This window comes from Agromyces sp. Root1464, assembly GCF_001427265.1.
Classification (GTDB): Bacteria; Actinomycetota; Actinomycetes; order Actinomycetales; family Microbacteriaceae; genus Agromyces; species Agromyces fucosus.
Map to the genome: position 1 here is coordinate 479,677 of NZ_LMFU01000002.1, position 26,807 is coordinate 506,483.

At 68.7% G+C, this 26,807-nt stretch carries 21 protein-coding genes; 7 read left to right on the top strand and 14 right to left on the bottom strand.

Annotated features, from left to right (window positions below; genetic code table 11):
- Positions 1-1,419: a Fe-S cluster assembly protein SufB gene (gene sufB / locus ASD23_RS08065; protein WP_056009191.1), complete on the bottom strand. Its 1,419-nt coding sequence runs from the start codon at positions 1,417-1,419 to the stop codon at positions 1-3.
- A 251-nt stretch (positions 1,420-1,670) separates the two neighbouring features.
- Between sufB and ASD23_RS08070 the strand changes: the two genes are divergently transcribed.
- Complete coding sequence (locus ASD23_RS08070) at positions 1,671-2,576, top strand: COX15/CtaA family protein (RefSeq protein ID WP_056009194.1); 906 nt, start codon at positions 1,671-1,673, stop codon at positions 2,574-2,576.
- A 79-nt stretch (positions 2,577-2,655) separates the two neighbouring features.
- Here ASD23_RS08070 and ASD23_RS08075 read toward each other — a convergent pair whose 3' ends face one another.
- Together ASD23_RS08075 and ASD23_RS08080 are read right to left on the bottom strand one after the other, a co-directional pair.
- Positions 2,656-3,483, bottom strand: a complete 828-nt coding sequence (locus tag ASD23_RS08075) for an endonuclease domain-containing protein (protein WP_056009196.1) — start codon at positions 3,481-3,483, stop codon at positions 2,656-2,658.
- Between the two features lie 290 nt (positions 3,484-3,773).
- Positions 3,774-4,694, bottom strand: coding sequence for a heme o synthase (locus ASD23_RS08080; protein WP_056009198.1), 921 nt, complete (start codon positions 4,692-4,694; stop codon positions 3,774-3,776).
- A 328-nt stretch (positions 4,695-5,022) separates the two neighbouring features.
- Here ASD23_RS08080 and tkt point away from each other — a divergent pair, with 328 nt between their 5' ends.
- From tkt to pgl, 6 genes are read left to right on the top strand one after another with little or no spacing between them, the layout of a single operon-like run.
- On the top strand, positions 5,023-7,116 hold the full coding sequence (tkt, locus tag ASD23_RS08085; protein ID WP_056009200.1) for a transketolase: 2,094 nt from the start codon (positions 5,023-5,025) through the stop codon (positions 7,114-7,116).
- A 26-nt stretch (positions 7,117-7,142) separates the two neighbouring features.
- Entirely contained in the window at positions 7,143-8,252 is a 1,110-nt protein-coding gene (gene tal, locus ASD23_RS08090) for a transaldolase (protein WP_056009202.1), read from the top strand.
- Positions 8,249-9,853 carry a glucose-6-phosphate isomerase gene (locus tag ASD23_RS08095; protein WP_056009204.1) on the top strand — a complete coding sequence of 535 codons (1,605 nt, stop codon included), beginning with the start codon at positions 8,249-8,251 and terminating at the stop codon, positions 9,851-9,853. Before tal ends, ASD23_RS08095 begins: the two co-directional genes overlap by 4 nt.
- Positions 9,854-9,867: 14 nt before the next feature.
- Positions 9,868-11,409 (top strand): glucose-6-phosphate dehydrogenase, encoded by a 1,542-nt coding sequence (gene zwf, locus ASD23_RS08100; protein ID WP_056009206.1) that lies wholly within the window; start codon positions 9,868-9,870, stop codon positions 11,407-11,409.
- Positions 11,406-12,365: a glucose-6-phosphate dehydrogenase assembly protein OpcA gene (locus ASD23_RS08105; RefSeq protein WP_056009208.1), complete on the top strand. Its 960-nt coding sequence runs from the start codon at positions 11,406-11,408 to the stop codon at positions 12,363-12,365. Before zwf ends, ASD23_RS08105 begins: the two co-directional genes overlap by 4 nt.
- Positions 12,362-13,132, top strand: coding sequence for a 6-phosphogluconolactonase (pgl, locus tag ASD23_RS08110; RefSeq protein ID WP_056009210.1), 771 nt, complete (start codon positions 12,362-12,364; stop codon positions 13,130-13,132). The genes ASD23_RS08105 and pgl overlap by 4 nt, the downstream gene beginning before the upstream one ends.
- Positions 13,133-13,204: 72 nt before the next feature.
- Here pgl and ASD23_RS08115 read toward each other — a convergent pair whose 3' ends face one another.
- From ASD23_RS08115 to uvrB, 11 genes are all read right to left on the bottom strand, one after another.
- On the bottom strand, positions 13,205-13,570 hold the full coding sequence (locus ASD23_RS08115; protein WP_056009211.1) for an RNA polymerase-binding protein RbpA: 366 nt from the start codon (positions 13,568-13,570) through the stop codon (positions 13,205-13,207).
- A gap of 11 nt (positions 13,571-13,581) precedes the next feature.
- Positions 13,582-13,833: a preprotein translocase subunit SecG gene (gene secG / locus ASD23_RS08120; protein WP_056009215.1), complete on the bottom strand. Its 252-nt coding sequence runs from the start codon at positions 13,831-13,833 to the stop codon at positions 13,582-13,584.
- Positions 13,834-13,937: 104 nt separating this feature from the next.
- Positions 13,938-14,726 (bottom strand): triose-phosphate isomerase, encoded by a 789-nt coding sequence (gene tpiA, locus ASD23_RS08125; RefSeq protein WP_056009217.1) that lies wholly within the window; start codon positions 14,724-14,726, stop codon positions 13,938-13,940.
- A complete protein-coding gene (locus ASD23_RS08130) occupies positions 14,717-15,931 on the bottom strand; it encodes a phosphoglycerate kinase (protein WP_056009219.1) in 1,215 nt (404 codons plus the stop codon). Before ASD23_RS08130 ends, tpiA begins: the two co-directional genes overlap by 10 nt.
- Positions 15,932-15,942: 11 nt before the next feature.
- A complete protein-coding gene (gene gap, locus ASD23_RS08135) occupies positions 15,943-16,947 on the bottom strand; it encodes a type I glyceraldehyde-3-phosphate dehydrogenase (protein WP_056009221.1) in 1,005 nt (334 codons plus the stop codon).
- Positions 16,948-17,043: 96 nt separating this feature from the next.
- Complete coding sequence (locus ASD23_RS08140) at positions 17,044-17,670, bottom strand: superoxide dismutase (protein ID WP_056009223.1); 627 nt, start codon at positions 17,668-17,670, stop codon at positions 17,044-17,046.
- A 193-nt stretch (positions 17,671-17,863) separates the two neighbouring features.
- Positions 17,864-18,844, bottom strand: a complete 981-nt coding sequence (gene whiA, locus ASD23_RS08145; protein ID WP_056009225.1) for a DNA-binding protein WhiA — start codon at positions 18,842-18,844, stop codon at positions 17,864-17,866.
- A 37-nt stretch (positions 18,845-18,881) separates the two neighbouring features.
- Complete coding sequence (gene rapZ / locus ASD23_RS08150) at positions 18,882-19,757, bottom strand: RNase adapter RapZ (RefSeq protein WP_056009227.1); 876 nt, start codon at positions 19,755-19,757, stop codon at positions 18,882-18,884.
- A gap of 37 nt (positions 19,758-19,794) precedes the next feature.
- Positions 19,795-21,750: an excinuclease ABC subunit UvrC gene (gene uvrC / locus ASD23_RS08155; RefSeq protein ID WP_056009229.1), complete on the bottom strand. Its 1,956-nt coding sequence runs from the start codon at positions 21,748-21,750 to the stop codon at positions 19,795-19,797.
- Between the two features lie 4 nt (positions 21,751-21,754).
- Positions 21,755-24,646 (bottom strand): excinuclease ABC subunit UvrA, encoded by a 2,892-nt coding sequence (uvrA, locus tag ASD23_RS08160; RefSeq protein ID WP_056009231.1) that lies wholly within the window; start codon positions 24,644-24,646, stop codon positions 21,755-21,757.
- Between the two features lie 83 nt (positions 24,647-24,729).
- The gene (gene uvrB / locus ASD23_RS08165; protein ID WP_056009233.1) at positions 24,730-26,796 is read right to left on the bottom strand and encodes an excinuclease ABC subunit UvrB; all 2,067 of its coding nucleotides are present in this window, start codon (positions 26,794-26,796) and stop codon (positions 24,730-24,732) included.
- Positions 26,797-26,807 lie beyond the last annotated feature (11 nt).

Below are 26,807 nucleotides of genomic sequence, written 5' to 3' on the forward strand. Positions count from 1 at the left end.
CTAGCCCACCGATCCTTCCATGCCCATTTCGATGAGCTTGTTGAGTTCCATCGCGTATTCCATGGGGAGCTCGCGCGCGATCGGCTCGATGAAGCCGCGCACGATCATCGACATGGCCTCGGTCTCGTCGATGCCGCGGCTCATCAGGTAGAAGAGCTGCTCTTCGCTGACCTTGGAGACGGTCGCCTCGTGTCCGAGCTTCACGTCGTCGACGCGGATGTCGATCGCCGGGTAGGTGTCGGAACGGGAGATCGTGTCGACGAGCAGGGCATCGCAGACGACGCTGTTCGCCGAGTGGTGCGCGTTCGCGTCGATGCGCACCTCGCCGCGGTAGCCGGCCCGGCCGCCGCCGCGCGCGATCGACTTCGAGACGATCGACGACTGCGTGTACGGCGCCATGTGGATCATCTTGGCGCCCGCGTCCTGGTGCTGGCCCGGGCCCGCGAAGGCGACCGAGAGGGTCTCGCCCTTGGCGTGCTCGCCCATGAGGAAGATCGACGGGTACTTCATCGTGACCTTCGAGCCGATGTTGCCGTCGACCCACTCCATGGTGGCGCCTTCGGCAGCGGTCGCCCGCTTGGTCACGAGGTTGTAGACGTTGTTCGACCAGTTCTGGATCGTCGTGTAGCGCACGCGTGCGTCTTTCTTCACGATGATCTCAACGACGGCCGAGTGCAGCGAGTCGCTCTTGTAGATCGGTGCCGTGCAGCCCTCGATGTAGTGCACGTAGCTGCCCTCGTCGGCGATGATCAGCGTGCGCTCGAACTGGCCCATGTTCTCGGTGTTGATGCGGAAGTAGGCCTGCAGCGGGATCTCGACGTGCACGCCCTTCGGGACGTAGACGAAGGAACCGCCCGACCACACGGCCGTGTTGAGCGCCGCGAACTTGTTGTCGCCGGCGGGAATGACGGTGCCGAAGTACTCCTCGAAGAACTCGGGGTGCTCCTTCAGCGCGGTGTCGGTGTCCATGAAGATGACACCCTGGCGCTCGAGCTCTTCGTTGATCTGGTGGTAGACCACCTCGGACTCGTACTGGGCTGCGACGCCGGCGACGAGGCGCTGGCGCTCGGCCTCGGGGATGCCGAGCTTCTCGTACGTGTTCTTGATGTCGTCGGGCAGGTCTTCCCAGGTCTGGGCCTGCTTCTCGGTCGAGCGCACGAAGTACTTGATGTTGTCGAAGTCGATCTCCGACAGGTCGGCGCCCCACGTGGGCATCGGCTTGCGCTCGAAGAGCTGCAGGGCGCGCTGGCGACGCTGGAGCATCCATTCGGGCTCCGATTTCAGCGCGGAGATGTCGGCGACGACCTCCGGCGAGATGCCGCGTCGGGCTGATGCCCCCGCGGCGTCGGAGTCGGCCCAGCCGAACTCGTAGGTGCCGAGTCCTTCGAGTTCCGGTCGGTCGATCAGTACGTCCGTCATGCTCTCCCTCTTCTCCTCCCGTGCAACCGGCTATCAGGCCGGCTCATTCCCCTCGTGAGTCGAGGTGCTCGTTGAGTGGGTGATGATGTGCCCGGTGGCGCTAGTGCCAACCTAAGATGGTATGCGGCCCGTGGCGCGCGATCTCGCGCGGTCGGCGGGCCTACCAACCCCTCAAGTCTATAGGGTCGCGGCAGGCGCCGGGCAGGACTCCCAGTGCCGTCACAGCGCGATCCGGATCAGGAACGACCCGCGTGACCCGCTCTCTCCGCTTCTTCGCCTGGGCCTCGTTCGTCGCGCAGGTCACGATCATCGCGACGGGCGGCGCGGTGCGGCTGACCGGGTCCGGCCTCGGCTGCCCGACCTGGCCCACCTGCACGGCCGAGTCCCTGGTGCCGACCGACGAGCTGACGTACCACTCGCTCATCGAGTTCGGCAATCGCATGATGACGGGCGTGGTCGGCATCATCGCGCTCGTCGTGTTCGTGCTCGTCTGGCGCATCCGTCGCGAGCGGCGCGACCTCTTCACCCTGTCGTTCATCGTCGGCGTCGGCATCGTCGCGCAGGCGATCGTGGGCGGCATCACTGTGTGGACCGGGCTGAACCCGTTCATCGTCGGGTTCCACTACGTCTCGTCCCTCGCGCTCGTCTGCGTCACCGCGGCGTTCCTCGCCCGCATGGACTCCCCCGCCGGTCCGCGCGAATCCGCGGTCCCCGGATGGTACGCCGGCCTCACCCACCTCACGAGCGCGGTGCTGCTCGTCTCGATCGTCTTCGGCGTGCTGACCACCGGCTCTGGGCCGCACTCAGGCGACGCCGAAGCCGGTCGCACGGGCTTCGACTCCGAGATCCTCGAGCACGTGCACGCGTGGCCCGGCTACGCGCTGCTCGTGCTCACCCTCGTGCTCGTCGTCGCGGCGTGGCGGCTGAAGCTGCCGACGCTCCGCTGGTCGATCGCACTGCTCGCGGTCGAGCTCGTGCAGGTCGCCGTCGGCCTCTACCAGGCGCGGAACGGCCTACCGGCGTTCGCGGTCGGCGTGCACATGGTGCTCGCAGCGCTCACGGCGGCCGCGATGACGATCGTCATCATGCGGCTGAAGCGCCCGGTGGCGGCGGATGCCGCGGCCGAAGCGTCGCCCGTCGAGGCATCCGCTCACTGACGCCGCCGCAGCTTCGGAGATCTGCATCCGACCGGACTCCGTTCGCCGATCTCCTCCGATCTCGTGCAGGCCACCTGCCTCATGCCGCGCGAAGGTGCAGACCCTGGCCGACTGCACGGACGATGACGTGCTGCACACCCGGCCAATCGTCGACCACCTGTCGGTACCCGACACGGATGACACGGTAACCGCTCAGCAGCAACGCCGCGTCATGGGCGTTGTCCGCGACACGCTGGCTGCCGATGTGATGCCCGCCGTCGATCTGCAGCACCAGGCGATCGCCCAGCAGGAAGTCGACCCTGTGACCCTCGATCCACGCCTGCGGAACGATTCGGATGCCGAGCCATCGAAGTCGCGGCAGCACGATCGATTCGAGCCCGGAATCGGCGAACGGGTTCGCGGCGACGAGCAGATCGCGCGCCCGACCGCGCAGTGCGAGCCGCGAGAGCCCCTCGAGATCGACGATCCCCTTCCGGAGGGCCGACTCCCACACCGTGAGCGCCGCCTCGAACGGCTGGCACGCAGCGACCAGCGCGAGCACGTTCTCGATCGGATCGACGAGCGAGTCCGGATGCCGCGGCAGCACCGGTCGCGCCCAGTGCACAGTGCCGTGGAGCTCGGGCACGGCAGCGTGCGGAGCGGCGGCGACGTGCAGCCTCGGATGCGCGAGCACCCAGAGCCCGAGGCGACGCGCCTGGGTGATGCACGAGAGCACCACTCCCGCCGTCGCTGCCGCGCGGAGGTCGCGATCGGCGTCGGGCAGGGCCAGCCAGTTGCGGCGCACTCGAATGACGATGCCCTGGTCGACCGCGGTCCGGAGGTGATGGCGTGAGTACCCGACCGCCTGGAGGCTCGTCGCCCTGGCGACTCCACCTGCACGTCGCATCGCGTGTTCGAGGTCTCTCATGTCGACGACGATGCCGCGGCGGCGACCGACGAGACGCGGCGCGAGGCGATCTGTGGCGAGACGGTGAGGAACGGGGCAGAGGAGGAGGAGTCGCCTCCAACGCCAGATCGGCGATCCGCGCCGGATCGGACGCGGCAGCCGGATCGCTCCGATTCTGCGCAGATCTCCGATACGGTGGCGGCCGCCGAATTGACGGCAGGACGACGGGCCGGTCGGCGGGCGCGGGCCGAACCGGCGGCCGGCCGCCGTCCGCCGGCTGCCGGTAGGCAGAGGCTACGCGGACGGTGCGGCTAGAACGGCAGCAGCGGGTCGATGCCGACCGCGAGGAACAGCAGCGACAGGTAGGCGATCGAGCCGTGGAAGACCCGCATCGGCGAGACCTGCTGGTGGCGGATCGCGAGGTTGTACAGCCGGTGGGTCTCGTAGATGAACCAGACCCCGGTGACCACGGCGACCGTCGAGTAGACGAGCCCCATGCCGGCGATCGGGATGAGCAGCAGGGAGCACGCCACGGTCGCCCACGCATAGAGGATGACCTGGAGCCCCACCTGCGCGCGACCGCGGACGACGGCGAGCATGGGCACGCCTGCAGCCGCGTAGTCGTCCTTGTACTTCATCGAGAGCGGCCAGTAGTGCGGCGGCGTCCAGAGGAAGATGATGAGGAAGAGGATGAACGGCGGCCAGCTGAGGTCGCCGGTGACCGCGGCCCAGCCGATGAGCACTGGCATGCATCCAGCGACGCCGCCCCACACGATGTTCTGCGCCGTGCGGCGCTTCAGGATCAGGCTGTAGAAGACGACGTAGAGCAGGATCGCCCCGAGCGAGAGCGTCGCGGCGAGCCAGTTCGTGAAGAGGCCGAGCCAGACGATCGACGCGATGCCGAGTCCGTAGGCGAACACGAGGGCCTCTCGGTCGCTCAGTTCGCCGGTGACGAGCGGGCGCCCCTGCGTGCGCTTCATGACGCGGTCGATGTCGCGGTCGATGTAGCAGTTGAACGCTCCGGCCGAACCGGCGCTCATCGCCCCGCCGATGAGGGTCGCGATGAGCAGCCAGAGGCTCGGCAGCCCTTGCTGGGCGAGGATCATCGTCGGTGCGGTCACGACGAGCAGCAGCTCGATCACGCGCGGCTTGGTGAGCGCGAGGTAGGCGGCGAGCTTTCGCCGTACGGTCATCGCCGGTCGGTCGTGTCGGGTCTCTACGGCTGCCTGCATCGTTCCTCTTCCGGCGCGCGGGCGCGCATGTGCCGCCACGCCCGCGTTCGATTCTATGACATCATGTGTCGATGGTGCAGGTAAGCGTTTTCCCGCCCTGCCTCGCGCCTCACTCCCCCCGACGGGTCGCGTGAACTTCCCGTCACGGTCACGAAACGTGAGGAGTCCATATACTTGGCATTGCGCGCCCGACGGCGCGAATTCGAACTGCCGTCCGGTGCCGACGACCAACGGGTCATCCGCCGGGCACATCGCGCCGTAGCGACTCCGGCGGTGACGGGGAACATCGGTTCCCGGCGCCGTCCATGACCGGAAGGAACAGCACATCGTGGCAACTCTGCAGTGGGAATCTCTCGACGACCAGGCGGTCGACACGGCCCGCGTCCTCGCGGCCGACGCCGTCGAGAAGGTCGGTAACGGGCATCCCGGCACCGCGATGAGCCTCGCGCCCGCCGCCTATCTCCTCTTCCAGAAGGTCATGCGCCGCGATCCGTCCGATCACGCGTGGCTCGGCCGCGACCGCTTCATCCTCTCCGCGGGTCACTCCTCGCTGACCCAGTACGTGCAGCTCTTCCTCGCCGGCGACGGCCTCGAGCTGTCCGACCTCGAGTCGCTGCGCACCTGGGGTTCGAAGACCCCCGGCCACCCCGAGTACGGCCACACCGCCGGCGTCGAGATCACGACCGGCCCGCTCGGCCAGGGCCTCGCCTCGGCCGTGGGCTTCGCGTACGCCGCTCGCTTCGAGCGCGGCCTCTTCGATCCGGATGCCGCGGCGGGCACGAGCCCGTTCGACCACTTCGTCTACGTCGTCGCGGGCGACGGCGACCTGCAGGAGGGCATCACGAGCGAGGCATCCTCGCTCGCAGGCCACCAGCAGCTCGGCAACCTCGTCGTGATCTACGACTCCAACCAGATCTCGATCGAAGACGACACCAACATCGCCTTCACCGAAGACGTCGCGAAGCGCTACGAGTCCTACGGATGGCACGTGCAGACCGTCGACTGGAAGAAGACGGGCGAGTACGTCGAAGACGTCGCCGAGCTGCACGCCGCGATCGAGGCCGCCAAGGGCGAGTCCGACAAGCCGTCGATCATCATCCTGAAGACGATCATCGGCTGGCCCTCGCCCGGCAAGCAGAACTCCGGCAAGATCCACGGCTCGGCCCTCGGCGCCGCCGAGCTCGCCGCGACGAAGGAGGTGCTCGGCTTCGACCCCGAGCAGAGCTTCGTCGTCGCCGAAGAGGTGCTCTCCCACACGCGTGGCGCCGTCGAGCGCGGAGCAGCCGAGCACGCCGAGTGGCAGCTCGCCTTCGACGCATGGGCGGCGGCGAACCCAGACCGCAAGGCGCTCCTCGACCGCCTCGAGGCCGGCGAGCTCCCCGCCGACGTCGAATCCGTCCTCCCCGTCTTCGAGGGCGGCACCGAGGTCTCCACGCGCGCCGCGTCGGGCAAGGTCATCAACGCCCTCGCCGGCGTGCTGCCCGAGCTCTGGGGCGGTTCGGCCGATCTCGCCGAGTCGAACCTGACCACGATCAACGGGGCGGCGTCGTTCATCCCGGCCGAGTGGTCCACGCACGAGTTCTCGGGCAACCCCTACGGCCGCGTGCTGCACTTCGGCATCCGCGAGCACGCAATGGGCGCCATCGTCAACGGCATCGTGCTGCACGGCAAGACGCGCGCCTTCGGCGGCACCTTCCTCATCTTCAGCGACTACATGCGGCCCGCCGTGCGCCTCGCGGCGCTCATGCAGGTGCCGTCGATCTTCGTCTGGACCCACGACTCCGTCGCGCTCGGCGAAGACGGCCCGACCCACCAGCCCATCGAACAGCTCGCGACGCTCCGGGCGATCCCGGGCCTCACGGTTGTGCGTCCCGCCGACGCCAACGAGGTCGCGCACGCCTGGCTCGAGATCCTGAAGCGCACGGATGCCCCGGCGGGCATCGCCCTCACCCGCCAGAACATCCCCGTGTTCGAGCGGGGCGCGGCCGAGGCATCCGGCGACACCCTCGCTGCCGCATCGAACGTCTCGAAGGGCGCCTACGTGCTCGCCGAGGCGGCATCGGGCACGCCCGACGTGATCATCATCGCGACCGGCTCCGAGGTGCAGCTCGCGCTCGCGGCCCGCGAGACGCTCGCAGCGGAGGGCATCGGCGCACGCGTCGTCTCGGCTCCGTCGCTCGAGTGGTTCGAGGAGCAGCCGGCCGAGTACCGCGAGCAGGTGCTGCCCGCCGGCGTCACGGCCCGCGTCTCGGTCGAGGCCGGCCTCGCGCTGTCGTGGCACCGCTACCTCGGTTCGCGCGGCCGAGCCGTGTCGATCGAGCACTTCGGCGCCTCCGCCGACTACAAGACCCTGTTCCGCGAGTTCGGCATCACGGCTGAAGCCGTCGTCGCCGCCGCGAAGGAATCGCTCGCGTCGGCCTGACGCGCGCCAGAAGAGGAGATACTCCCATGACCAGCTCCCCCACTGCAGCACTGTCGGAGGCGGGCGTCAGCATCTGGCTCGACGACCTCTCACGTGAGCGCATCGCCTCCGGCGACCTCGCCCGACTCATCGCCGAACGCGACGTCGTCGGCGTGACCACCAACCCGACGATCTTCGCCGGCGCCCTCGCCAAGGGCGAGCGCTACGCCGCGCAGGTGCACGAGCTCGCCGCCGCCGGCGCCGACGTCGACACCGCGGTCTTCGAGATCACGACCGACGACGTGCGCGACGCGGCCGACGTCTTCCGTCCCGTGTACGACCGGTCGAACGGCTTCGACGGGCGCGTCTCGATCGAGGTCTCCCCCGCGCTCGCTCGCGACACCGCCGGCACGATCGCCGAGGCCAAGACGCTCTGGGCCAAGGTCGACCGCCCGAACGCCATGATCAAGATCCCCGCGACCGCCGAGGGCCTCGACGCGATCACCGAGGCCATCGGCTCGGGCATCAGCGTCAACGTCACGCTGATCTTCAGCCTCGACCGCTACCGACAGGTCATCGCCGCCTACCTCGCCGGGCTCGAGCAGGCGAAGGCCGCCGGCATCGACCTGTCGACCATCCACTCGGTCGCCTCGTTCTTCGTCTCGCGCGTCGACACCGAGATCGACAAGCGACTCGAGGCCATCGGCACCGACGAAGCGCTCGCGCTGAAGAGCAAGGCCGGCATCGCGAACGCGCGCCTCGCCTACGAGCTCTTCGAGCAGGAGTTCGGCGGCGAGCGTGCCGCGGCGCTCCTGGCATCGGGTGCGAACCGCCAGCGCCCGCTCTGGGCGTCGACCGGTGTCAAGGACCCCTCGCTGCCCGACACGTTGTACGTGACCGAGCTCGTCGCACCCGGCGTCGTGAACACGATGCCCGAGAAGACGCTCGAGGCCACCTTCGACCACGGCGTCATCATCGGCGACACCGTCACCGGCGCGTACGCGCAGGCCGGCACGGTGCTCGACGCGCTCGCGGGCGTGGGCGTCGACTACGACGACGTGACCCTGCTGCTCGAGAACGAGGGCGTCGACAAGTTCATCGTCTCGTGGAACGAACTGCTCGACACCGTTCGCGGCGCGCTGGAGGCCGCACGATGAGCTTCCGCATCTCGGTGAGCGGAGCCGCGGCCGAGGCGGTGCGCAGCACGGTTCCCACGCTCGTCGCCGACCTCGTCGCGAGCGGCATCACTGCGCAGGACGCCTCCCTCTGGGGCCCCGAGGCGGAGGCGGAGGCCGCCAAGCGCCTCGGCTGGACCGAGGCCGTCGCGATCTCCCGACCGCTCGTCCCGCAGATCGAAGCCCTGCGCGAAGAGCTCGAGGCGGCGGGCGTCGACCACATCGTGCTCGCGGGCATGGGCGGTTCCTCGCTCGCTCCCGAGGTCATCACGCGTACGACGGGCGTCGACCTCACCGTGCTCGACTCGACCGAGCCGGGGCAGGTTCGCGCCGCTCTCGCCGACCGCCTCGAGACGTCGGCACTCGTCGTCTCGTCGAAGTCGGGCTCGACCGTCGAGACCGACAGCCAGCGCCGCGCGTACGAGCAGGCCTTCCGCGACGCCGGCATCGATCCCGCGACCCGCATCATCGTCGTGACCGACCCTGGTTCGCCGCTCGACGAGTCGGCCCGGGCCGCAGGCTATCGCGTCTTCAACGCCGACCCCGAGGTCGGCGGCCGCTACTCCGCGCTCACCGCCTTCGGCCTCGTGCCCTCCGGCCTCGCCGGCGTCGACATCTCCGAGGTGCTCGACGAGGCCGAGACGATCGAGCTCTCGCTCGCCATCGACAGCCCCGAGAATCCGGGCCTCGTGCTCGGCGCGGCGATCGCGGCGACGGTCCCCCTCCGCGACAAGCTCGGCATCATCGCCGACGGCACGCACATCGTGGGGCTTCCCGACTGGGCCGAGCAGCTGATCGCGGAATCCACGGGCAAGAACGGCACCGGCCTCCTCCCCGTGGTGCTCGACGCCGATGCACCCGAGCTCGGCGAGGACCTCGCCGACCTGCAGATCGTGCGCATCGTCGACGACGCGGGCGACGAGATCTTCGGCCGCGACCACTCCGGGGAGATCCGCGTGTCGGGCACGCTGGGCGCGCAGCTCCTCGTCTGGGAGTACGCGACGGTCGTGGCCGGACGCCTCCTGGGCATCAACCCGTTCGACCAGCCCGATGTCGAGTCGGCGAAGATCGCTGCGCGCGGCCTCCTCGATGCACGCCCCGAGCCGACGCCCGCCGCCTTCGTCGAGCAGGGTATCGAGGTGCGCGGCACTCCCGAGGTCATCGGCGCCTCGAGCGATCTCGCCTCGGCGATCGACGTGCTGCTCGAAGAGCTGCCGGCCGACGGCTACCTCTCGATCCAGGCCTACGTCGACCGGGTCGCCCACCCCGAGCTCGAGCGGCTCCGCGGCCTCCTCGCGGCGCGTGCCGGCCGCCCGGTCACGTTCGGCTGGGGCCCGCGCTTCCTCCACTCGACCGGCCAGTTCCACAAGGGCGGTCCAGCCGTCGGCGCGTTCCTCCAGATCACGCAGAAGCCGGCCGAAGACCTCGCGATCCCCGATCGCCCGTTCACCTTCGGCCAGCTGATCGCCGCTCAGGCCTCCGGTGATGCGAGCGTTCTCGCCGAACACGGTCGACCGGTGCTCACCCTCACCCTCGCCGACCCCTCGGCCGGCGCGGCGACGCTGTTCGACGTCGTCGCCTGAGAACCGGAGGAACGATGCAACCGGCCGAGATCACCGCGAAGCACAATCCGCTCCGCTCCCCCAAGGACTACCGGCTCAACCGCATCGCGGGGCCGTCGAGTCTGATCATCTTCGGAGTCACCGGCGACCTGTCGCGCAAGAAGCTGATGCCCGCGGTCTACGACCTCGCGAACCGCGGGCTCCTGCCTCCCGGCTTCGCGCTCGTCGGCTTCGCTCGGCGCGAATGGGCCGACCAGGACTTCGAGAAGGTCGTGCACGACTCGGTGAAGCAGTACGCACGCACCGAGTTCCGTGAAGACGTCTGGAAGCAGCTGGCCAGAGGCATCCGCTTCGTGCCCGGCGACTTCGACGACGACGCGGCGTTCGACCGGCTTCGACAGGTGGTCGCCGACCTCGATCGCGAGCGCGGGACGATGGGCAACCACGCGTTCTACCTCTCGATCCCGCCGAAGTCGTTCCCGCTCGTCACCGAGCAGCTGAAGCGTTCCGGGCTCACCGAGCAGCGTGACGACCAGTGGCGCCGCGTCGTCATCGAGAAGCCGTTCGGCAGCGATTTGAAGACGGCCCGCGAGCTGAACGACGTCGTGGCCTCGGTCTTCCCGCCCGACTCGGTGTTCCGCATCGACCACTACCTCGGCAAGGAGACGGTCCAGAACATCCTGGCGCTCCGGTTCGCGAACCAGCTCTACGAGCCCATCTGGAACGCGAATCACGTCGATCACGTGCAGATCACGATGGCCGAGGACATCGGCGTCGGTGGACGTGCCGGGTACTACGACGGCATCGGCGCAGCGCGCGACGTGATCCAGAACCACCTGTTGCAGCTCCTCGCCCTCACCGCGATGGAGGAGCCGATCTCGTTCGAGGCCGGCGACCTGCGGGCCGAGAAGGAGAAGATCCTCGCGGCCGTGCGTCTGCCCGAGGACCTCGCGGCGGGCACCGCGCGCGGGCAGTACGCGGGCGGCTGGCAGGGCGGCGAGAAGGTCATCGGATTCCTCGACGAAGACGGCATGAACCCCGAGTCGACGACCGAGACCTACGCCGCCATGAAGCTGACCATCGGCACGCGCCGATGGGCGGGCGTGCCGTTCTACCTGCGCGCGGGCAAGCGCCTCGGCCGACGCGTCACCGAGATCGCGGTCGTGTTCAAGCGCGCACCCCAGCAGGTGTTCGCCGACAGCCAGACCTCGCAGCTCGGGCAGAACGCGCTCGTGATCCGCGTGCAGCCCGACGAGGGCGTCACGATCCGCTTCGGCTCGAAGGTGCCGGGTGCCGGCATGCAGGTCCGCGACGTGACGATGGACTTCGGCTACGGCCACGCCTTCACCGAGGCGAGCCCCGAGGCCTACGAGCGCCTGATCCTCGACGTGCTGCTCGGCGACCCGCCCCTCTTCCCCCGCCAGGAGGAGGTCGAGCTCTCCTGGAAGATCCTCGATCCGATCGAGGAGTTCTGGGCGACGCAGGGACAGCCAGAGCAGTACCGCCCCGGCACCTGGGGCCCTGCCTCCGCCGATGAACTCCTCGAACGCGACGGACGAAGCTGGAGACGCCCATGATCGTCGATCTGCCCGACACGACGACCAGTCAGGTCTCGAAGACCCTCGTGAAGATCCGCGAAGAGGGCGGCGTCGTCGCCCTCGGCCGCGTCCTCACGCTCGTCATCGCCACCTCCCCCGGGGTCGAGGAAGAAGCGATCGAAGCGGCCAACGACGCCTCTCGCGAGCACCCGATGCGCGTCATCGTCGTCTCGACCGAGCCCGGCACCGAGACCTCGGCGGTCGCGCCGCGGCTCGACGCCGAGATCCGTGTCGGCGGCGACGCCGGTGCGAGCGAGGTCATCGTGCTCCGCGCCTGCGGCGATGCCGCGCGCGACGAGGAGAGCCTCATCATGGCGCTCCTCCTCCCCGATGCCCCGGTCGTCACGTGGTGGCCCGGCGCAGCACCCGAGGTTCCCGGACGCTCACCGCTCGGTCGCATCGCGCATCGCAGGATCACGGATGCCTCGGCGCAGCCCGACCCGCAGGCCGCGCTACGCGCACTCGCCGGCAACTACACGCCCGGCGACGCCGACTTCGCGTGGACCCGGCTCACCCTCTGGCGTGCGCAGCTCGCCGCGGTGCTCGACCAGCCCCCGTTCGAACCCGTGACCAGGGTGCAGGTCAGCGGGGCGGTCGACTCGCCCTCGACCACGCTCCTCGCGGCATGGCTCCGACTGCAGCTCAACGCACCGACCGAGTACGAGCTCGCCGGGCCAGAGGCCGGGTACCACGGCATCCACGGCGTGCGCCTCGAGCGCGACGGCGGGGCGATCGAGCTCATCCGCGACGTCCCGGGCATCGCGACTCTCCGTCAACCGGGCCAGCCGCGGCACGACCTCGCGCTCGCGCGTCGCAATCTCCGCGACTGTCTCGCCGACGAGCTCCGCCGCCTCGACCCCGATGAGTTGTACGGTGAGGTCATCACCCGCGGGCTCGAGCTCCTCGACGCCGGCGGCGAAGGAGGAACTGCATGACCAACGAACGACGCGTGCTCGTGCACCCCGACAAGGCCTCGCTCGCGGGGTCGGTCGCGGCGCGCTTCATCACGAAGCTCCTCGACATCCTCGACACCCAGGCCGTGGCGCACGTCGTCCTCACCGGGGGTTCGATGGGCGCCACGGTGCTGCAGTCGGTGGGAGCCTCGCCCGCGCACACCTCGATCGACTGGTCGCGCGTGCACTTCTGGTGGGGCGACGAGCGATGGCTGCCCGCCGGTGACGCCGAGCGCAACGACGAGCAGGCACGTGTCGCGTTGCTCGACGCGCTCGACCTGCCGGCCGGGAACCTGCACCCGTTCCCCGCCGCCGACGGCGAGCTCGACCTCGACACGGCTGCAGAGGTCTACGCGGCCGAACTCGCGGCACATGGCGTTGACGGGCTGCCGCACCCGATCTTCGACATCACCTTCCTCGGCGTCGGGCCCGACGGGCACATCGCCTCGCTCTTCCCGCATCGCTCCGGCATCCAGGTGACCGATCGCACTGTCATCGCGGTGCGCAACTCGCCGAAGCCCCCGCCCGAGCGACTCAGCCTCACCCGACCCGTCATCAACGCGTCCCAGCGTGTCTGGATGGTGCTCGCCGGCGCCGACAAGGCATCGGCACTCGGTCTGGCCCTCGCCGGCGCGAGCCGTGACGAGGTTCCCGTCGCGGGCATCAAGGGCCGGCGACGCACCGTGTTCTTCGTCGATGCCGACGCGGCATCCGAGGTGCCCGAATCGCTCATCGCGCGCGACTACTGACGCGCTCGACATCGCGACGTACGCAGAAGGGGGCGGCCACAGGCCGCCCCCTTCTGCGTACGTCGTCGCTGATCAGGCCTTGGGAGCCTGACCGCGGCGCGTGCGCAGCTGCGTGAGTGCGTCGTCGAGCAGGGCCGCGGCCTCTTCATCGGTGCGGCGCTCCTTCACGTACGCGAGGTGCGTCTTGTACGGCTCGAGCTTCGACACCGACGGCGGGTTCTCGCGGTCGCGGCCGGCCGGCAGGCCGGTCGACGGACTGTCGATCGTCTCGGGGATCTCTTCTTCGGGGAGCGTCGCCGAGAAGTAGCGCACGGTCTCGTTGCCGTGCGCGTCCCAGTAGCTGATGGCGACACGATCGGCGTGGAACCCGCGATCCTGCTCGCCCATGGGGCCCGCGCCGACGCGCGACCCGCGAATGGCGCTGTTTCCTGATGCCATGATGCTTCCCGTCAGATTCCGGAGTCGAACTTGGTGATGAGGCCGAGCACGACGATGCAGGTGATCCACACGAGCGCGAGGATGATCGTGATCCGGTTCAGGTTGCGCTCGGCGACACCGGATGCTCCGAGGCTGGAGGTGACACCGCCGCCGAACATGTCGGACAGACCGCCGCCACGACCCTTGTGCAGCAGGATGAGCAACGTCAGCAGCAGGCTCGTGAGACCGAGCAGCACCTGCAGGACGACCTGGAGAATCTCCACGGGGTGAACCTTTCCGGGCACGACAGATGGGTCGATGCCGACACTCGAGTATAGCCGGAAGCATGACCGTACCCGGGAGCGCTCGCGCTCCCGGGTACGGGAAATCAGGCTCCGACGTGCTTCTTGAACCGCACGATGCTCGCGAATTCGGGGATGTCGAGGCTCGCGCCGCCGACGAGAGCCCCGTCGACGTTCGGTTCCCGCAGGAACGAGGCGATGTTCGCCGCCTTCACCGAACCGCCGTACAGGACGCGAGTCGACTGCGCGACCTCTTCGCCGACGAGTTCGACCAGGAGTGCACGCAACGCCGCCGCGACCTGCTCGGCCTGTGCAGGCGTCGCCGCCTGACCCGAGCCGATCGCCCAGACGGGCTCGTACGCGACGACGAGGCCCTTCGAGCCGTCGACGCCGTCGAGGGCGGCACGCAGCTGCGCGACCGGAACGGCGCTCGGACCGTGCGCCTCCAGGTCTTCCGCCGTCTCGCCGACGCAGACGACCGGCACGAGGCCGTGCCGGTGCGCGGCCTTGACCTTCGCGTTGACCTCGGCGTCGGACTCCGCGTGCAGCGTACGCCGCTCGGAGTGGCCGATGATCACGTAGCGGCAGTCGAGCTGCTTGAGGAACGCGCCGGAGATCTCGCCCGTGTAGGCGCCCGAGTCGTGGGCCGAGACATCCTGCGCGCCGTAGCCGATCGGCAGCGAGTCGGCCGCGACGAGCGTCTGCACCGAACGCAGGTCGGTGAACGGCGGGAAGACCGCGACCTCCGCGTCGGCGAAGTCGTGCTTCGCGTCGGCGAGAGCCCAGGCGAGCTTCTGCACGAACGCGATCGACTGCAGGTGATCGAGGTTCATCTTCCAGTTGCCTGCGATGAACGGGGTGCGCTTCACTGCCATCCGAGGACCTCCAGTCCGGGAAGTTTCTTACCTTCGAGGAACTCGAGGCTCGCGCCTCCGCCGGTCGAGATGTGACCGAACTGAGCGTCTTCGAAGCCGAGTTGACGTACGGCGGCCGCCGAATCGCCGCCGCCGACGACGCTGAGGCCGTCGACCTGGGTCAGGGCTGCCGCGATCACCCGCGTGCCGGCCGCGAACGGAGCGAGCTCGAACACGCCCATCGGGCCGTTCCAGAACACCGTCTTCGAGCCGCGGATGCGGTTGGCGAATTCGGCGGCCGTGTCGGGGCCGATGTCGAGGCCCAGGCCGGATGCCCCGAACGGGGTCTGCTCGATCGCGTCGGCCGGAGCGACCACGTGCTCGGCTTCACCCGAGAACGACGCGGCCACGACCACATCCGTCGGCAGCACGATGTCGACGCCGCGCTCGGCGGCCTCGGCGAGGTAGCCCTTGACGGTGTCGATCTGGTCTGCCTCCAGGAGGCTCGAGCCGACCTTGTGGCCCTGCGCGGCGAGGAACGTGAACAGCATGCCGCCGCCGATGAGGAGCGCGTCGACGCGCGGCAGCAGGTGCGCGATGACTCCGAGCTTGTCAGAGACCTTCGAGCCGCCGAGCACGACCGTGTACGGGCGCTCGGGCTTCTCGGTGAGCCGGTCGAGCACGTCGAGCTCGGCCGCGATGAGGAGGCCCGCGGCACTCGGACGCAGCTGCTCGAGCTCGTACACGCTCGCCTGCTTGCGGTGCACGACGCCGAAGCCGTCGGAGACGACGGCGTCGGCGAACTCGGCGAGCTCGCCGGCGAACGCCGTGCGCTCAGCCTCGTTCTTCGAGGTCTCCCCCGCGTTGAAGCGCAGGTTCTCGAGCACGAGCACCTCGCCGTCGGCGAGAGCAGCGACCTTCGCCGCGGCATCCTCGCCGACCGTGTCGGTCGCGAAGGCGACCGGTGCGTCGAGGAGTTCGCCGAGGCGGCGCGCGACGGGGCCGAGGCTGTACTGGGGGTCGGGTGCGCCGTCGGGTCGACCGAGGTGGGAGACCACGATCACGCGGGCGCCCTGGGCGACGAGCGCTGCCAGGGTGGGGACCGATGCCCGCACGCGGCCGTCGTCCGTGATGACCCCGTCCCGGAGGGGGACGTTCAGGTCACAACGGACGACGACGCGCTTGCCGGCGAGCGGACCGAGGGAATCGATCGTTCGCAGGGTCACAGGGGCTCGATTCAGAGTCGGTCGGCGACGTACTCGGTGAGGTCGACGAGACGGTTGGAGTAGCCCCACTCGTTGTCGTACCAGCTCGAGAGCTTGACCTGGTCGCCGAGGACGCGGAGCAGTCCGGCGTCGAAGATCGACGAGTGCGGGTCGGAGACGATGTCGCTCGAGACGATCTCGTCTTCGGTGTACTTGAGGATGCCCTTCATGGGGCCCTCAGCCGCAGCCTTGTACGCGGCCTTGACCTCGTCGACGGTCACGGGGCGCGACGAGGTGACGGTGAGGTCGGTGATCGAGCCGGTCGGGACCGGAACGCGCAGTGCGAAGCCGTCGAGCTTGCCGACGAGCTCGGGGAGCACGAGGCCGATGGCCTTTGCCGCGCCCGTCGAGGTCGGGACGATGTTGATCGCGGCGGCACGCGCACGACGCAGATCCTTGTGGGGGCCGTCCTGGAGGTTCTGGTCGGCCGTGTAGGCGTGCACCGTCGTCATGAGGCCTCGCTCGATGCCGAACGCGTCGTTGAAGACCTTCGCGAGGGGCGCCAGGCAGTTCGTCGTGCACGATGCGTTGGAGATGATGTGGTGCGAAGCGGGGTCGTACTCGTGCTCGTTGACGCCCATGACGAAGGTCGCGTCCTCATCGGTCGCGGGGGCCGAGATCAGGACCTTCTTCGCGCCGGCCTCGATGTGCTTGCGCGCGTCGGCGGCCTTGGTGAAGAAGCCCGTCGACTCGATGACGATGTCGACGCCGAGCTCGCCCCACGGGAGGTTCGCGGGGTCGCGCTCCGAGAACGCCTTGATGGCCTTGCCGTCGACGATGATGCTGTTCTCGTCGTAGTCGACCGTTGCGTCCAGACGACCGGTGATGGAGTCGTACTTCAGGAGGTGTGCGAGCGTCTTGTTGTCGGTGAGGTCGTTCACGGCGACGATCTCGAGGTCGGCGCCCTGAGCGAGGGCGGCACGGAGGTAGTTGCGGCCGATACGGCCGAAGCCGTTGATGCCGATCTTAACAGACACAGAAGTCTCCTGATTGACGATGGCGCGAACGCGCACTTTCACGGGTGAACTGGTCGGACGGCGGTGTCCCCGGACAGGTCCGGGGACACCATCCGTTTACGACAGTAGCAGCAGCCCTGAGGTCTTCTCACCAGCGGTCGTGAAGCGCTTCTGGACGTTCTCCCAGTTCGCGATGTTCCAGAACGCCTTGACGTAATCGGCGCGCACGTTCTTGTAGTCGAGGTAGTACGCGTGCTCCCAGACGTCGAGCATCAGGAGGGGCACGATACCGGCGGGGAGGTTGCCCTGCTGGTCGAAGAACTGCACGATGATCAGGCGTTCGCCGAGCGAATCCCACGCGAGCACGGCCCAGCCGGAGCCCTGCACGCCGAGCGCCGTCGCCGTGAAGTGCGCCTGGAACTTGTCGAACGACCCGAACTGGTCGTCGATCGCCGCGGCGAGGTCGCCGGTCGGCTTGTCGCCGCCCTCGGGCGAGAGGTTGGTCCAGAAGATCGAGTGGTTGACGTGGCCGCCGAGGTTGAAGGCGAGGTCCTTCTCGAGCTTGTTGACGTTCGCGAGGTTGCCCGAGTCGCGGGCCTCTGCGAGCTGTGCGAGCGCGGTGTTCGCACCCGTCACGTACGCCTGGTGGTGCTTCGAGTGGTGCAGCTCCATGATCGTGCCGCTGATCGCCGGCTCGAGCGCCGAGTAGTCGTAGGGCAGATCGGGGAGGGTGTAGTCGGCCATTGCTTCTCCTTGTCAGATGCGCCTGGTCCTCCGGGCGTATCCCCGGGATTCCGCGGCTGCCTCTCGAGTCTATGCCCGTCGCCGCCGCGGCACCCGTGGTGCGCTGCCGGCTTGACACACTGTGACGGATGCCGCGGCGACCTGCCCGGCCGAACGTGCATGCTCCGAGCGGCTCGGCCGCCGGAGCATCCGCTCAGACCTCGTCGAGATCGGCGGGAAGGCTCGCCTCGGTGCCCGGCACGCCGAGGTCGGCGGCCTTCTTGTCGGCCATCGCGAGGAGTCGACGGATGCGTCCGGCGACCGCGTCCTTCGTCATGGGCGGGTCGGCGTAGTGGCCGAGCTCGTCGAGGCTCGCCTCGCGATGGGCCAGACGCAGCTCGCCCGCGTACTTCAGGTGATCGGGGATGCCCTCACCGAGGAGTTCCATCGCGCGCTCCACGCGGGCGCACGCCGCGACCGCGGCCTGTGCGGATCGCCGGAGGTTCGCGTCGTCGAAGTTCACGAGGCGATTCGCCGTCGCACGCACCTCGCGGCGCTGACGCAGCTCCTCCCAGTTGCGCACCGTGTCGGTGGCACCCATCACGGCGAGCATCGCGCTGATGGCCTCGCCGTCGCGGATGACGACGCGGTGCACCCCGCGCACCTCTCGCGCCTTCGCCGAGACGCCGAGACGGCCCGCCGCGCCGACGAGGGCCATCGCGGTCTCGTTGCCCGGGCAGGTGACCTCGAGTGCGGCCGAACGACCGGGGTCGGTCAAGCTGCCCTTCGCGAGGAATGCGCCGCGCCAGATCGCCGCGACCTCGTCGCGCGATCCAGTGGTGAGCTTGTTCGGCAGGCCGCGCACCGGGCGGCGACGCGCATCGAGGAGGCCCGTCTGACGGGCGAGCGTCTCGCCGCCCTCGAGCACGCGCACGAGGTACTGGTTCGAGCGTCGCATGCCCGTCGGCGAGATCACGGAGACGTCGGGGCGCACGCCGTAGATCTCCCCCAGGTCTCGCGTCACGCGGCGCACGAGCGTCGGGGAGTCGAGTTCGGCTTCGATCGCGATGCGGTTGGAGATGATGTGCAGGCCCCCGGCGAACCGGAGGATCGACGCCAGCTCGGCGACCCTGACCCCGGTCTTCGACACCTCGACGCGCGCCAGTTCTTCTTTCACGTCAGCGGTCAGTGCCACTTGTCGTCCCATCTCTCATGTGTTGCAGGGCCGGCGATCACTCGCGGCCGAGGTCCCGGTCTTTCACGCTCACTGCGACGCCGGGCAGCGCGGCGATGCGCTTCGCGAGCTCGCGTACGAGGGCGACCGAGCGGTGCTTGCCGCCGGTGCATCCGATCGCGATCGTCGCGTGCCGCTTGTTCTCGCGCTGGTAGCCGGCGAGCACGGGTTCGAGCGCCTTCACGTAGGCGTCGACGAATTCCATCGCCCCGGGCTGGCTCAGCACGTACTCCGAGACGACGGCGTCGTCGCCCGTGAGGTGGCGGAGCTCGGGGATCCAGAACGGATTCGGGAGGAATCTCGCGTCGGCCACCAGATCGGCGTCGGAGGGCACGCCGTACTTGAACCCGAAGCTCTGCATGGTGACGCGGAGACCCGCGTGGCCGGCCTCGGCGAAGGTCTCGGTGATGAGGGTCGCGAGCTGGTGGATGTTCAGGTCGGACGTGTCGACGACGATGTCGCTCGCCTCGCGCAGCTCCGCCAGGCGGGCGCGCTCCGCGCCGATGCCGTCGAGCAGCGTGCCGTTGCCCTGGAGCGGGTGCGGACGGCGGACCGACTCGAACCGGCGCACGAGCACGGCGTCGGTGGCGTCGAGGAAGACGACGCGCACGCTCACCCCGGTGCGGAGGGCCTGGATGATCTCGCGGAGCTCGGAGAAGAAGTCGCGGCCGCGGATGTCGACGATCGCCGCGATGCGCGGAAGCGAGGTGCCGGCGCGCTCGACGAGCTCGACGAGCGGACGCAGCATCTGCGGCGGAAGGTTGTCGACGACGTACCAGCCGAGGTCTTCGAGCGCGTTGCCGACCGTCGAGCGCCCTGCACCGGACATGCCGGTGACGATCAGCATCTCCTGTTGCTCGGAATCTGCGGTCATCGTGTCGAGGCCCCCTTCCGCGTGTCGACACCCAAGCCTATCTGGGTGCGGGGGCCCCATCGGCGTGCAGGGAGCGGTGCACGGTGGAGGCGAGGGCCGGGCCGATGCCCTTCACCTCGGCGATATCGGTCTCGGATGCCGCGCGCAGCTGTTTGACGGAGCCGAAGTGCCGAAGCAGCTCCTTCACACGCGAGGGCCCGAGACCGGGGATCTCGGAGAGCACACTGCCCATGTCGCGCTTGCGGCGCTGCCGCTGGTGGGTGATCGCGAAGCGGTGCGCCTCGTCGCGCACCCGCTGGAAGAGGAAGAGCGCATCGCTGTTGCGCGGCAGGATCACCGGATAGTCGCCGTCGGGCGTCCAGATCTCCTCGAGACGCTTCGCGATGCCGCAGAGGTAGATGCCCTCGACGCCGGACTCCTCGAGTGCTCGCGCCGCCGCCGCCACCTGGGGCTGGCCACCGTCGACGATGAGCAGGTTCGGCCGGTAGGCGAACTTCTTGCGGCGCTCGGATGCCGCGGCATCCGTCTCGCCCTCGGGGACGTCGGCGCCGTCGGTGACGCTCGGTTCGATGGGCGAGCCGATCGAGTCGGGTGTCTTCAGGTAGGCGAGGCGACGCGTGAGCACCTGGTGGAGCGAATCGGTGTCGTCGGTCGAGTTCGGGATCGTGAACCGGCGGTACTCGTCTTTGCGAGGCAGCCCGTCTTCGAACACGACCATCGAGGCGACGATGTTCGTTCCGCTCAGGTGCGAGACGTCGTAGCACTCGATGCGGAGCGGGGCGTCGGCCATGCCGAGCGCCTCCTGGATGTCTTCGAGGGCGCGCGAGCGCGTCGTGAAGTCGGCGCTGCGTCGCGTCTTGTAGAGCATCAGGGTCTGCTTGGCGTTCTGCGTCGCTGTTGCGAGCAGTGCCGCCTTGTCGCCGCGCTGCGCGGCCCGCAGGCGCACCTTGCGGCCCGCGATCGTGCCGAGCCACGTCTCGAGCGCCTCGGCGTCGTCGGGGAGCTCGGGGATCACGACCTCGGCCGCCGGGACTCCCCCGTCGCCGTAGGCGTTCTGCACGACCGAGTCGACGAGTTCGCCGAGTGGCACGTCGAGCTCCTTGTCGACGGTCCACGAGCGCACGCCTCGGATGCGGCCACCGCGCACGATGAAGAGCTGCACCGCGGCCGCGAGTTCGTCGTGGTCGATGCCGAACACGTCGATGTCGACCTTCTCGCCGAGCACCACGGCGCTCTTCTCGAAGAACGACGTCGCGGCCTGGAGCCGGTCGCGCAGCCGTGCGGCGGACTCGTAGTCCTGCACGGCGGCGGCCGAGCGCATGCGCTGGGTGAGCTCGCCGAGGATGCGACGGTCTTGGTTCTGCATGAACGAGACGAAGCGGTCGACGCTCTCGCGATGCTCCTCGATCGTCACGAGTCCGGAGCACGGGCCGAAGCAACGGCCGATCTGCCCGGCGAAGCACGGCTTGCCACTCGCCATCGCCCGCCGGTAGTCGGAGTCCTTGCAGGTGCGGATCGGGAAGAGCTTGAGCAGGATCTCGAGCGTCTCGTTGACCGCCCACACCTTGGGGTAGGGCCCGAAGTACTTGGCGCCGCGGATATTGCGGTTGCGCGTCACGACGGCTCGGGGCGCCTCGTCGGCGAGCGTGACCGCGAGATACGGGTACGACTTGTCGTCCTTGAACTGCACGTTGAACGGCGGATCGAACTCGTTGATCCAGGTGAACTCGAGCTGGAGCGCCTCGACCTCGTTCGCGACGACGGTCCACTCCACCGAGGCCGCCGTCGTGACCATGCGCCGTGTGCGCTCGTGCAGTGTGCGCAGCGGCGCGAAGTAGTTCGAGAGCCTGGCCCGGAGGTTCTTCGCCTTGCCGACGTAGAGCACGCGTCGATCGGCATCGCGGAACCGGTACACCCCGGGTTGAGTGGGGATCTCGCCCTTCTTCGGGCGGTACGGGACGGTGTCGTCCCGTCGCGACACTGAGGTGCTCATCGCCTCAGCTGGCGACCGCGGCTCGCACCGACGCCGCGTCGAGGATCTCGCGCAGGAAGAACCCGGTGTGGCTGTCGGGCACTGCGGCGACCTGTTCGGGCGTGCCGGTCGCAACGATCTGACCGCCGCCCGAACCGCCCTCGGGGCCGAGGTCGATGATCCAGTCGGCCGACTTGATCACGTCGAGGCTGTGCTCGATCACGATGACGGTGTTGCCCTTGTCGACGAGTTTGCCGAGCACCTTGAGGAGCTTCTGCACGTCTTCGAAGTGGAGTCCGGTGGTCGGTTCGTCGAGCACGTAGACGCTGCGGCCGTTCGACCGGCGCTGCAGCTCGGTCGCGAGCTTCACGCGCTGCGCCTCGCCGCCCGAGAGCGTCGTGGCGCTCTGGCCCAGCTGCACGTAGCCGAGGCCGACGTCGACGAGGGTCTTCAGGTAGCGGTGGATCGCCGAGATCGGCTCGAAGAACTCGGCCGCCTCGCTGATCGGCATCTCGAGCACCTCGGCGATGTTCTTGCCCTTGTAGTGCACCTGCAGCGTCTCGCGGTTGTAGCGCTGGCCGCCGCACACCTCGCACGCGACGTAGACGTCGGGCAGGAAGTTCATCTCGATCTTGATCGTGCCGTCACCCGAGCACGCCTCGCAGCGGCCGCCCTTGACGTTGAAGCTGAACCGGCCCGGCAGGTAGCCGCGCGCCTTCGCCTCGGTCGTCTCGGAGAACAGGGTGCGGATGCGGTCGAAGACGCCCGTATACGTCGCCGGGTTCGACCGCGGCGTGCGCCCGATCGGCGCCTGGTCGACGTGCACGACCTTGTCGAGCTGGTCGAGGCCGGTGACCCGGCGGTGCTTGCCGGGAACCTTGCGGGCGCCGTTCAGACGGTTGGCGAGCACCCGGTAGAGGATGTCGTTGACGAGCGACGACTTGCCCGAGCCGCTCACGCCGGTGACGGCGGTCAGCACGCCGAGCGGGAACTCGACGTCGACGCCGCGCAGGTTGTTGGCCTCGGCACCCTGCACGGTGATGATGCGCTCGGAGTCGATCGTGCGGCGCTGCTCGGGAATCGGGATCTCGCGGCGCCCCGAGAGGTAGTCGCCGGTGAGCGAGCGCGTGTTCTTCACGAGGTCGGCGTAGCTGCCCGAGTGCACGACGGTGCCGCCGTTGACGCCGGCGCCGGGGCCGATGTCGACGATCCAGTCGGCGGTGCGGATCGTGTCTTCGTCGTGCTCGACGACGATCAGCGTGTTGCCGAGGTCGCGGAGCGCGATCAGCGTGTCGATGAGGCGACGGTTGTCGCGCTGGTGCAACCCGATGCTCGGCTCGTCGAGCACGTAGAGCACGCCGGTGAGCCCGGAACCGATCTGCGTCGCGAGACGGATGCGCTGCGCCTCACCGCCGGAGAGCGTGGCTGCGGCTCGCGAGAGGTCGAGGTAACTGAGCCCGACGCGGATGAGGAAGTCGAGTCGCAGCTTGATCTCGCGCAGCACCTGTGCGGCGATCGCCTGCTCGCGGTCGGTGAGTGCGAGACGGTCCATGAAGGAACGCGCGTCGGTGAGGCTGAGCAGCCCGACGTCGGCGATGCTGTGGTCGTGGATGAGCACCGAGAGGACTTCGGGCTTCAGCCGCTTGCCGTCGCAGACCGGGCACGGCACCTCGCGGAGGTACTCGGACCACCGGGCGCGCTGCACGTCGGTCTCGGCCTGCAGGTACTGGCGCTCGATGTAGGGCACGACGCCCTCGAAGCCCGAGGTGTAGCTCATCTCACGGCCGTAGCGGTTGCGCCACTTGACCTTGACCTCGAAGTTGTCTCCGCGGAGCACCGCCTGGCGGGCGACCTCGTCGAGCTCCTCCCACGGGGTGTCGAGCGAGAAGTCGAGGTCTCGTGCCAGGCCGCCGAGGAGCTTCTCGTAGTAGTTGTAGAGGCTCTTGCCCTGCGAGGTCCACGGGATGATGACGCCGTCGGCGATGCTGAGGCTCTGGTCGCCGAGCAGCAGCGCGTCGTCGACCGACATGCGCGTGCCGAGGCCCGAGCACTCGGGGCAGGCGCCGAACGGGGCGTTGAACGAGAAGGTGCGCGGCTCGATCTCGGTGAGCTGGATGGGGTGCTGGTTCGGGCACGAGAGCTTCTCGGAGAACGTGACCCACGCGGCAGGGCCGGTCTCGTCGACGTAGTTCACTTGCACGAGCCCGTCGGTCAGGCGCAATGCGGTCTCGAGCGAGTCCGTAAGCCGGCCGAGCAACTCGGGGGCGGCGACGAGGCGGTCGATGACCACCGAGATGTCGTGCTTGATCTGCTTCTTGAGCTTCGGCGGGTCGTCGAGGCGGATGACGTCGCCGTCGACGACGGCGCGGGAGTAGCCCTGCGCCGCGAGGTCGCGGAAGAGGTCGACGAACTCGCCCTTCTTCTTCGACACGACGGGGCTGACGACCTGGTAACGCGTGCCCTCGGGCAGCTCCATGAGCTGGTCGGCGATCTGCTGCACCGTCTGGCGCTGGATGCGCTCACCGCACACCGGACAGTGCGGCACGCCGATGCGCGCCCAGAGCAGTCGCATGTAGTCGTAGATCTCGGTGATCGTGCCGACGGTCGAGCGCGGGTTGCGGTTGGTCGACTTCTGGTCGATCGACACCGCGGGGCTGAGCCCCTCGATGAAGTCCACGTCGGGCCGGTCGACCTGCCCGAGGAACTGCCGCGCATAGGCCGAGAGCGACTCGACGTACCGACGCTGTCCCTCGGCGAAGATCGTGTCGAACGCGAGGGACGACTTGCCGGAGCCCGAGAGCCCCGTGAAGACCACCATCGCGTCGCGAGGGATCTCGACGTCGACGTTCTGCAGGTTGTGCACGCGAGCACCGCGGACACTCAGGTGCGAATGGGCATCGAGACGTGAAACTGGCACCCTACGAGTCTAAGGAGACCCACCGACACGGATGCCTCGAGCACGCGTGCTCTGAGCGAACATACGTTCGAATCGGGCGGCGGTCAGCCGAGGTGGCCGGCCTTCTCCATCTGGCGGAGCTCGCGCTTGAGATCGGAGACCTCGTCGCGCAGGCGCGCCGCGAGCTCGAACTTCAACTCCCCGGCCGCGACCAGCATCTGGTCGTTGAGGTCGCGGATGATGTCTTCGAGATCGTTCGCACCTGCGGCCGCGATGCCTTCTCGACGGAGGTTCGGCACCGAGGTCTTCTTCTTCGCGTCGCGACCGGCGAGGAGCGCCGCCGTGTCGGCCTCTTCTCGGGCGAGTACGTCGGTGATGTCGGCGATGCGCTTGCGCAGCGGCTGCGGATCGATGCCGTTGACCCGGTTGTACTCGAGCTGCATGTCGCGGCGACGCGTCGTCTCGTCGATCGCCGACTTCATCGAGTCGGTGAGCACGTCGGCGTACATGTGCACCTCGCCCGAGACGTTTCGAGCAGCTCGACCGATGGTCTGGATGAGCGAGGTCGACGAGCGGAGGAACCCCTCTTTGTCGGCATCGAGGATCGCGACGAGCGAGACCTCGGGCAGGTCGAGGCCCTCACGGAGGAGGTTGATGCCGACGAGCACGTCGTAGACGCCGGCTCGGAGTTCGGTGAGGAGCTCGACGCGGCGGAGCGTGTCGACGTCGGAGTGGAGGTATCGCACCCGCACGCCCGCCTCGGTCAGGAAGTCGGTCAGCTCTTCGGCCATCTTCTTCGTGAGCGTCGTGACGAGCACGCGCTCGTCGCGGCCGGCGCGGGTGCGGATCTCTTCGAGCAGGTCGTCGATCTGGCCCTTGGAGGGCTTCACGACGATCTGCGGGTCGACGAGGCCGGTGGGGCGGATGATCTGCTGCACGACGCCGTCGGCGATGCCCATCTCGTAACGTCCGGGGGTCGCCGAGAGGTAGACGGTCTGGCCGACGCGCGCCTTGAACTCATCCCACTTGAGCGGCCGGTTGTCGAGCGCGCTCGGCAGGCGGAAGCCGTGCTCGACGAGCGTGCGCTTGCGCGAGGAGTCGCCCTCGTACATCGCACCGATCTGCGGCACCGTGACGTGCGACTCGTCGATCACGACGAGGAAGTCGTCGGCGAAGTAGTCGAGGAGGCAGTGCGGCGCCTCACCCGCCTGTCGTCCGTCGATGTGGCGCGAGTAGTTCTCGATGCCCGAGCAGAACCCGATCTGCTCCATCATCTCGAGGTCGAAGGTGGTGCGCATGCGCAGCCGCTGCGCCTCGAGCAGCTTGCCCTCGCGTTCGAGCTCGGCGAGCCGCTCCTCGAGTTCGATGCGGATCGTGCCGATGGCGCGCTGCATCACCTCGGTGCTCGCGACGTAATGCGAGCCGGGGAAGACGGGTACCGAGTCGAGCTTCGCCACGACCTGGCCGGTCAGCGGATGCAGGCTGTAGAGCGCCTCGATCTCGTCGCCGAACATCTCGATGCGGATCGCGAGCTCTTCGTAGATCGGGATGATCTCGATCGTGTCGCCGCGCACGCGGAAGTTGCCGCGGGAGAAGTCGACGTCGTTGCGCTGGTACTGCATCGAGACGAACTTGCGGATGAGCCAGTCGCGATCGACCTTCTGGCCGACCTGCAACGGCATCATCGCGCCGAGGTACTCTTCGGGCGTGCCGAGGCCGTAGATGCACGAGACCGACGACACGACCACGACGTCGCGACGGCTGAGCAGCGAGTTCGTCGTCGAGTGGCGAAGTCGCTCGACCTCGGCGTTGATCGAGCTGTCTTTCTCGATGAAGGTGTCGGTCTGCGGGACATACGCTTCGGGCTGGTAGTAGTCGTAGTACGACACGAAGTACTCGACGGCGTTGTTCGGCAGCAGCTCGCGGAACTCGTTGGCGAGCTGCGCCGCGAGGGTCTTGTTGTGCGCGAGCACGAGGGTCGGCCGCTGCACCTGCTCGATGAGCCAGGCGGTCGTGGCGGACTTGCCGGTGCCGGTCGCGCCAAGCAGCACGACGTCGGTCTCACCGGCGTTGATGCGTGCCGCGAGCTCGGCGATCGCCGCCGGCTGATCGCCGCTCGGCGTGTAGTCGCTGATGACCTCGAACGGCCGGACTGAACGGGTGGCCTGCATGCTCTCCAGTC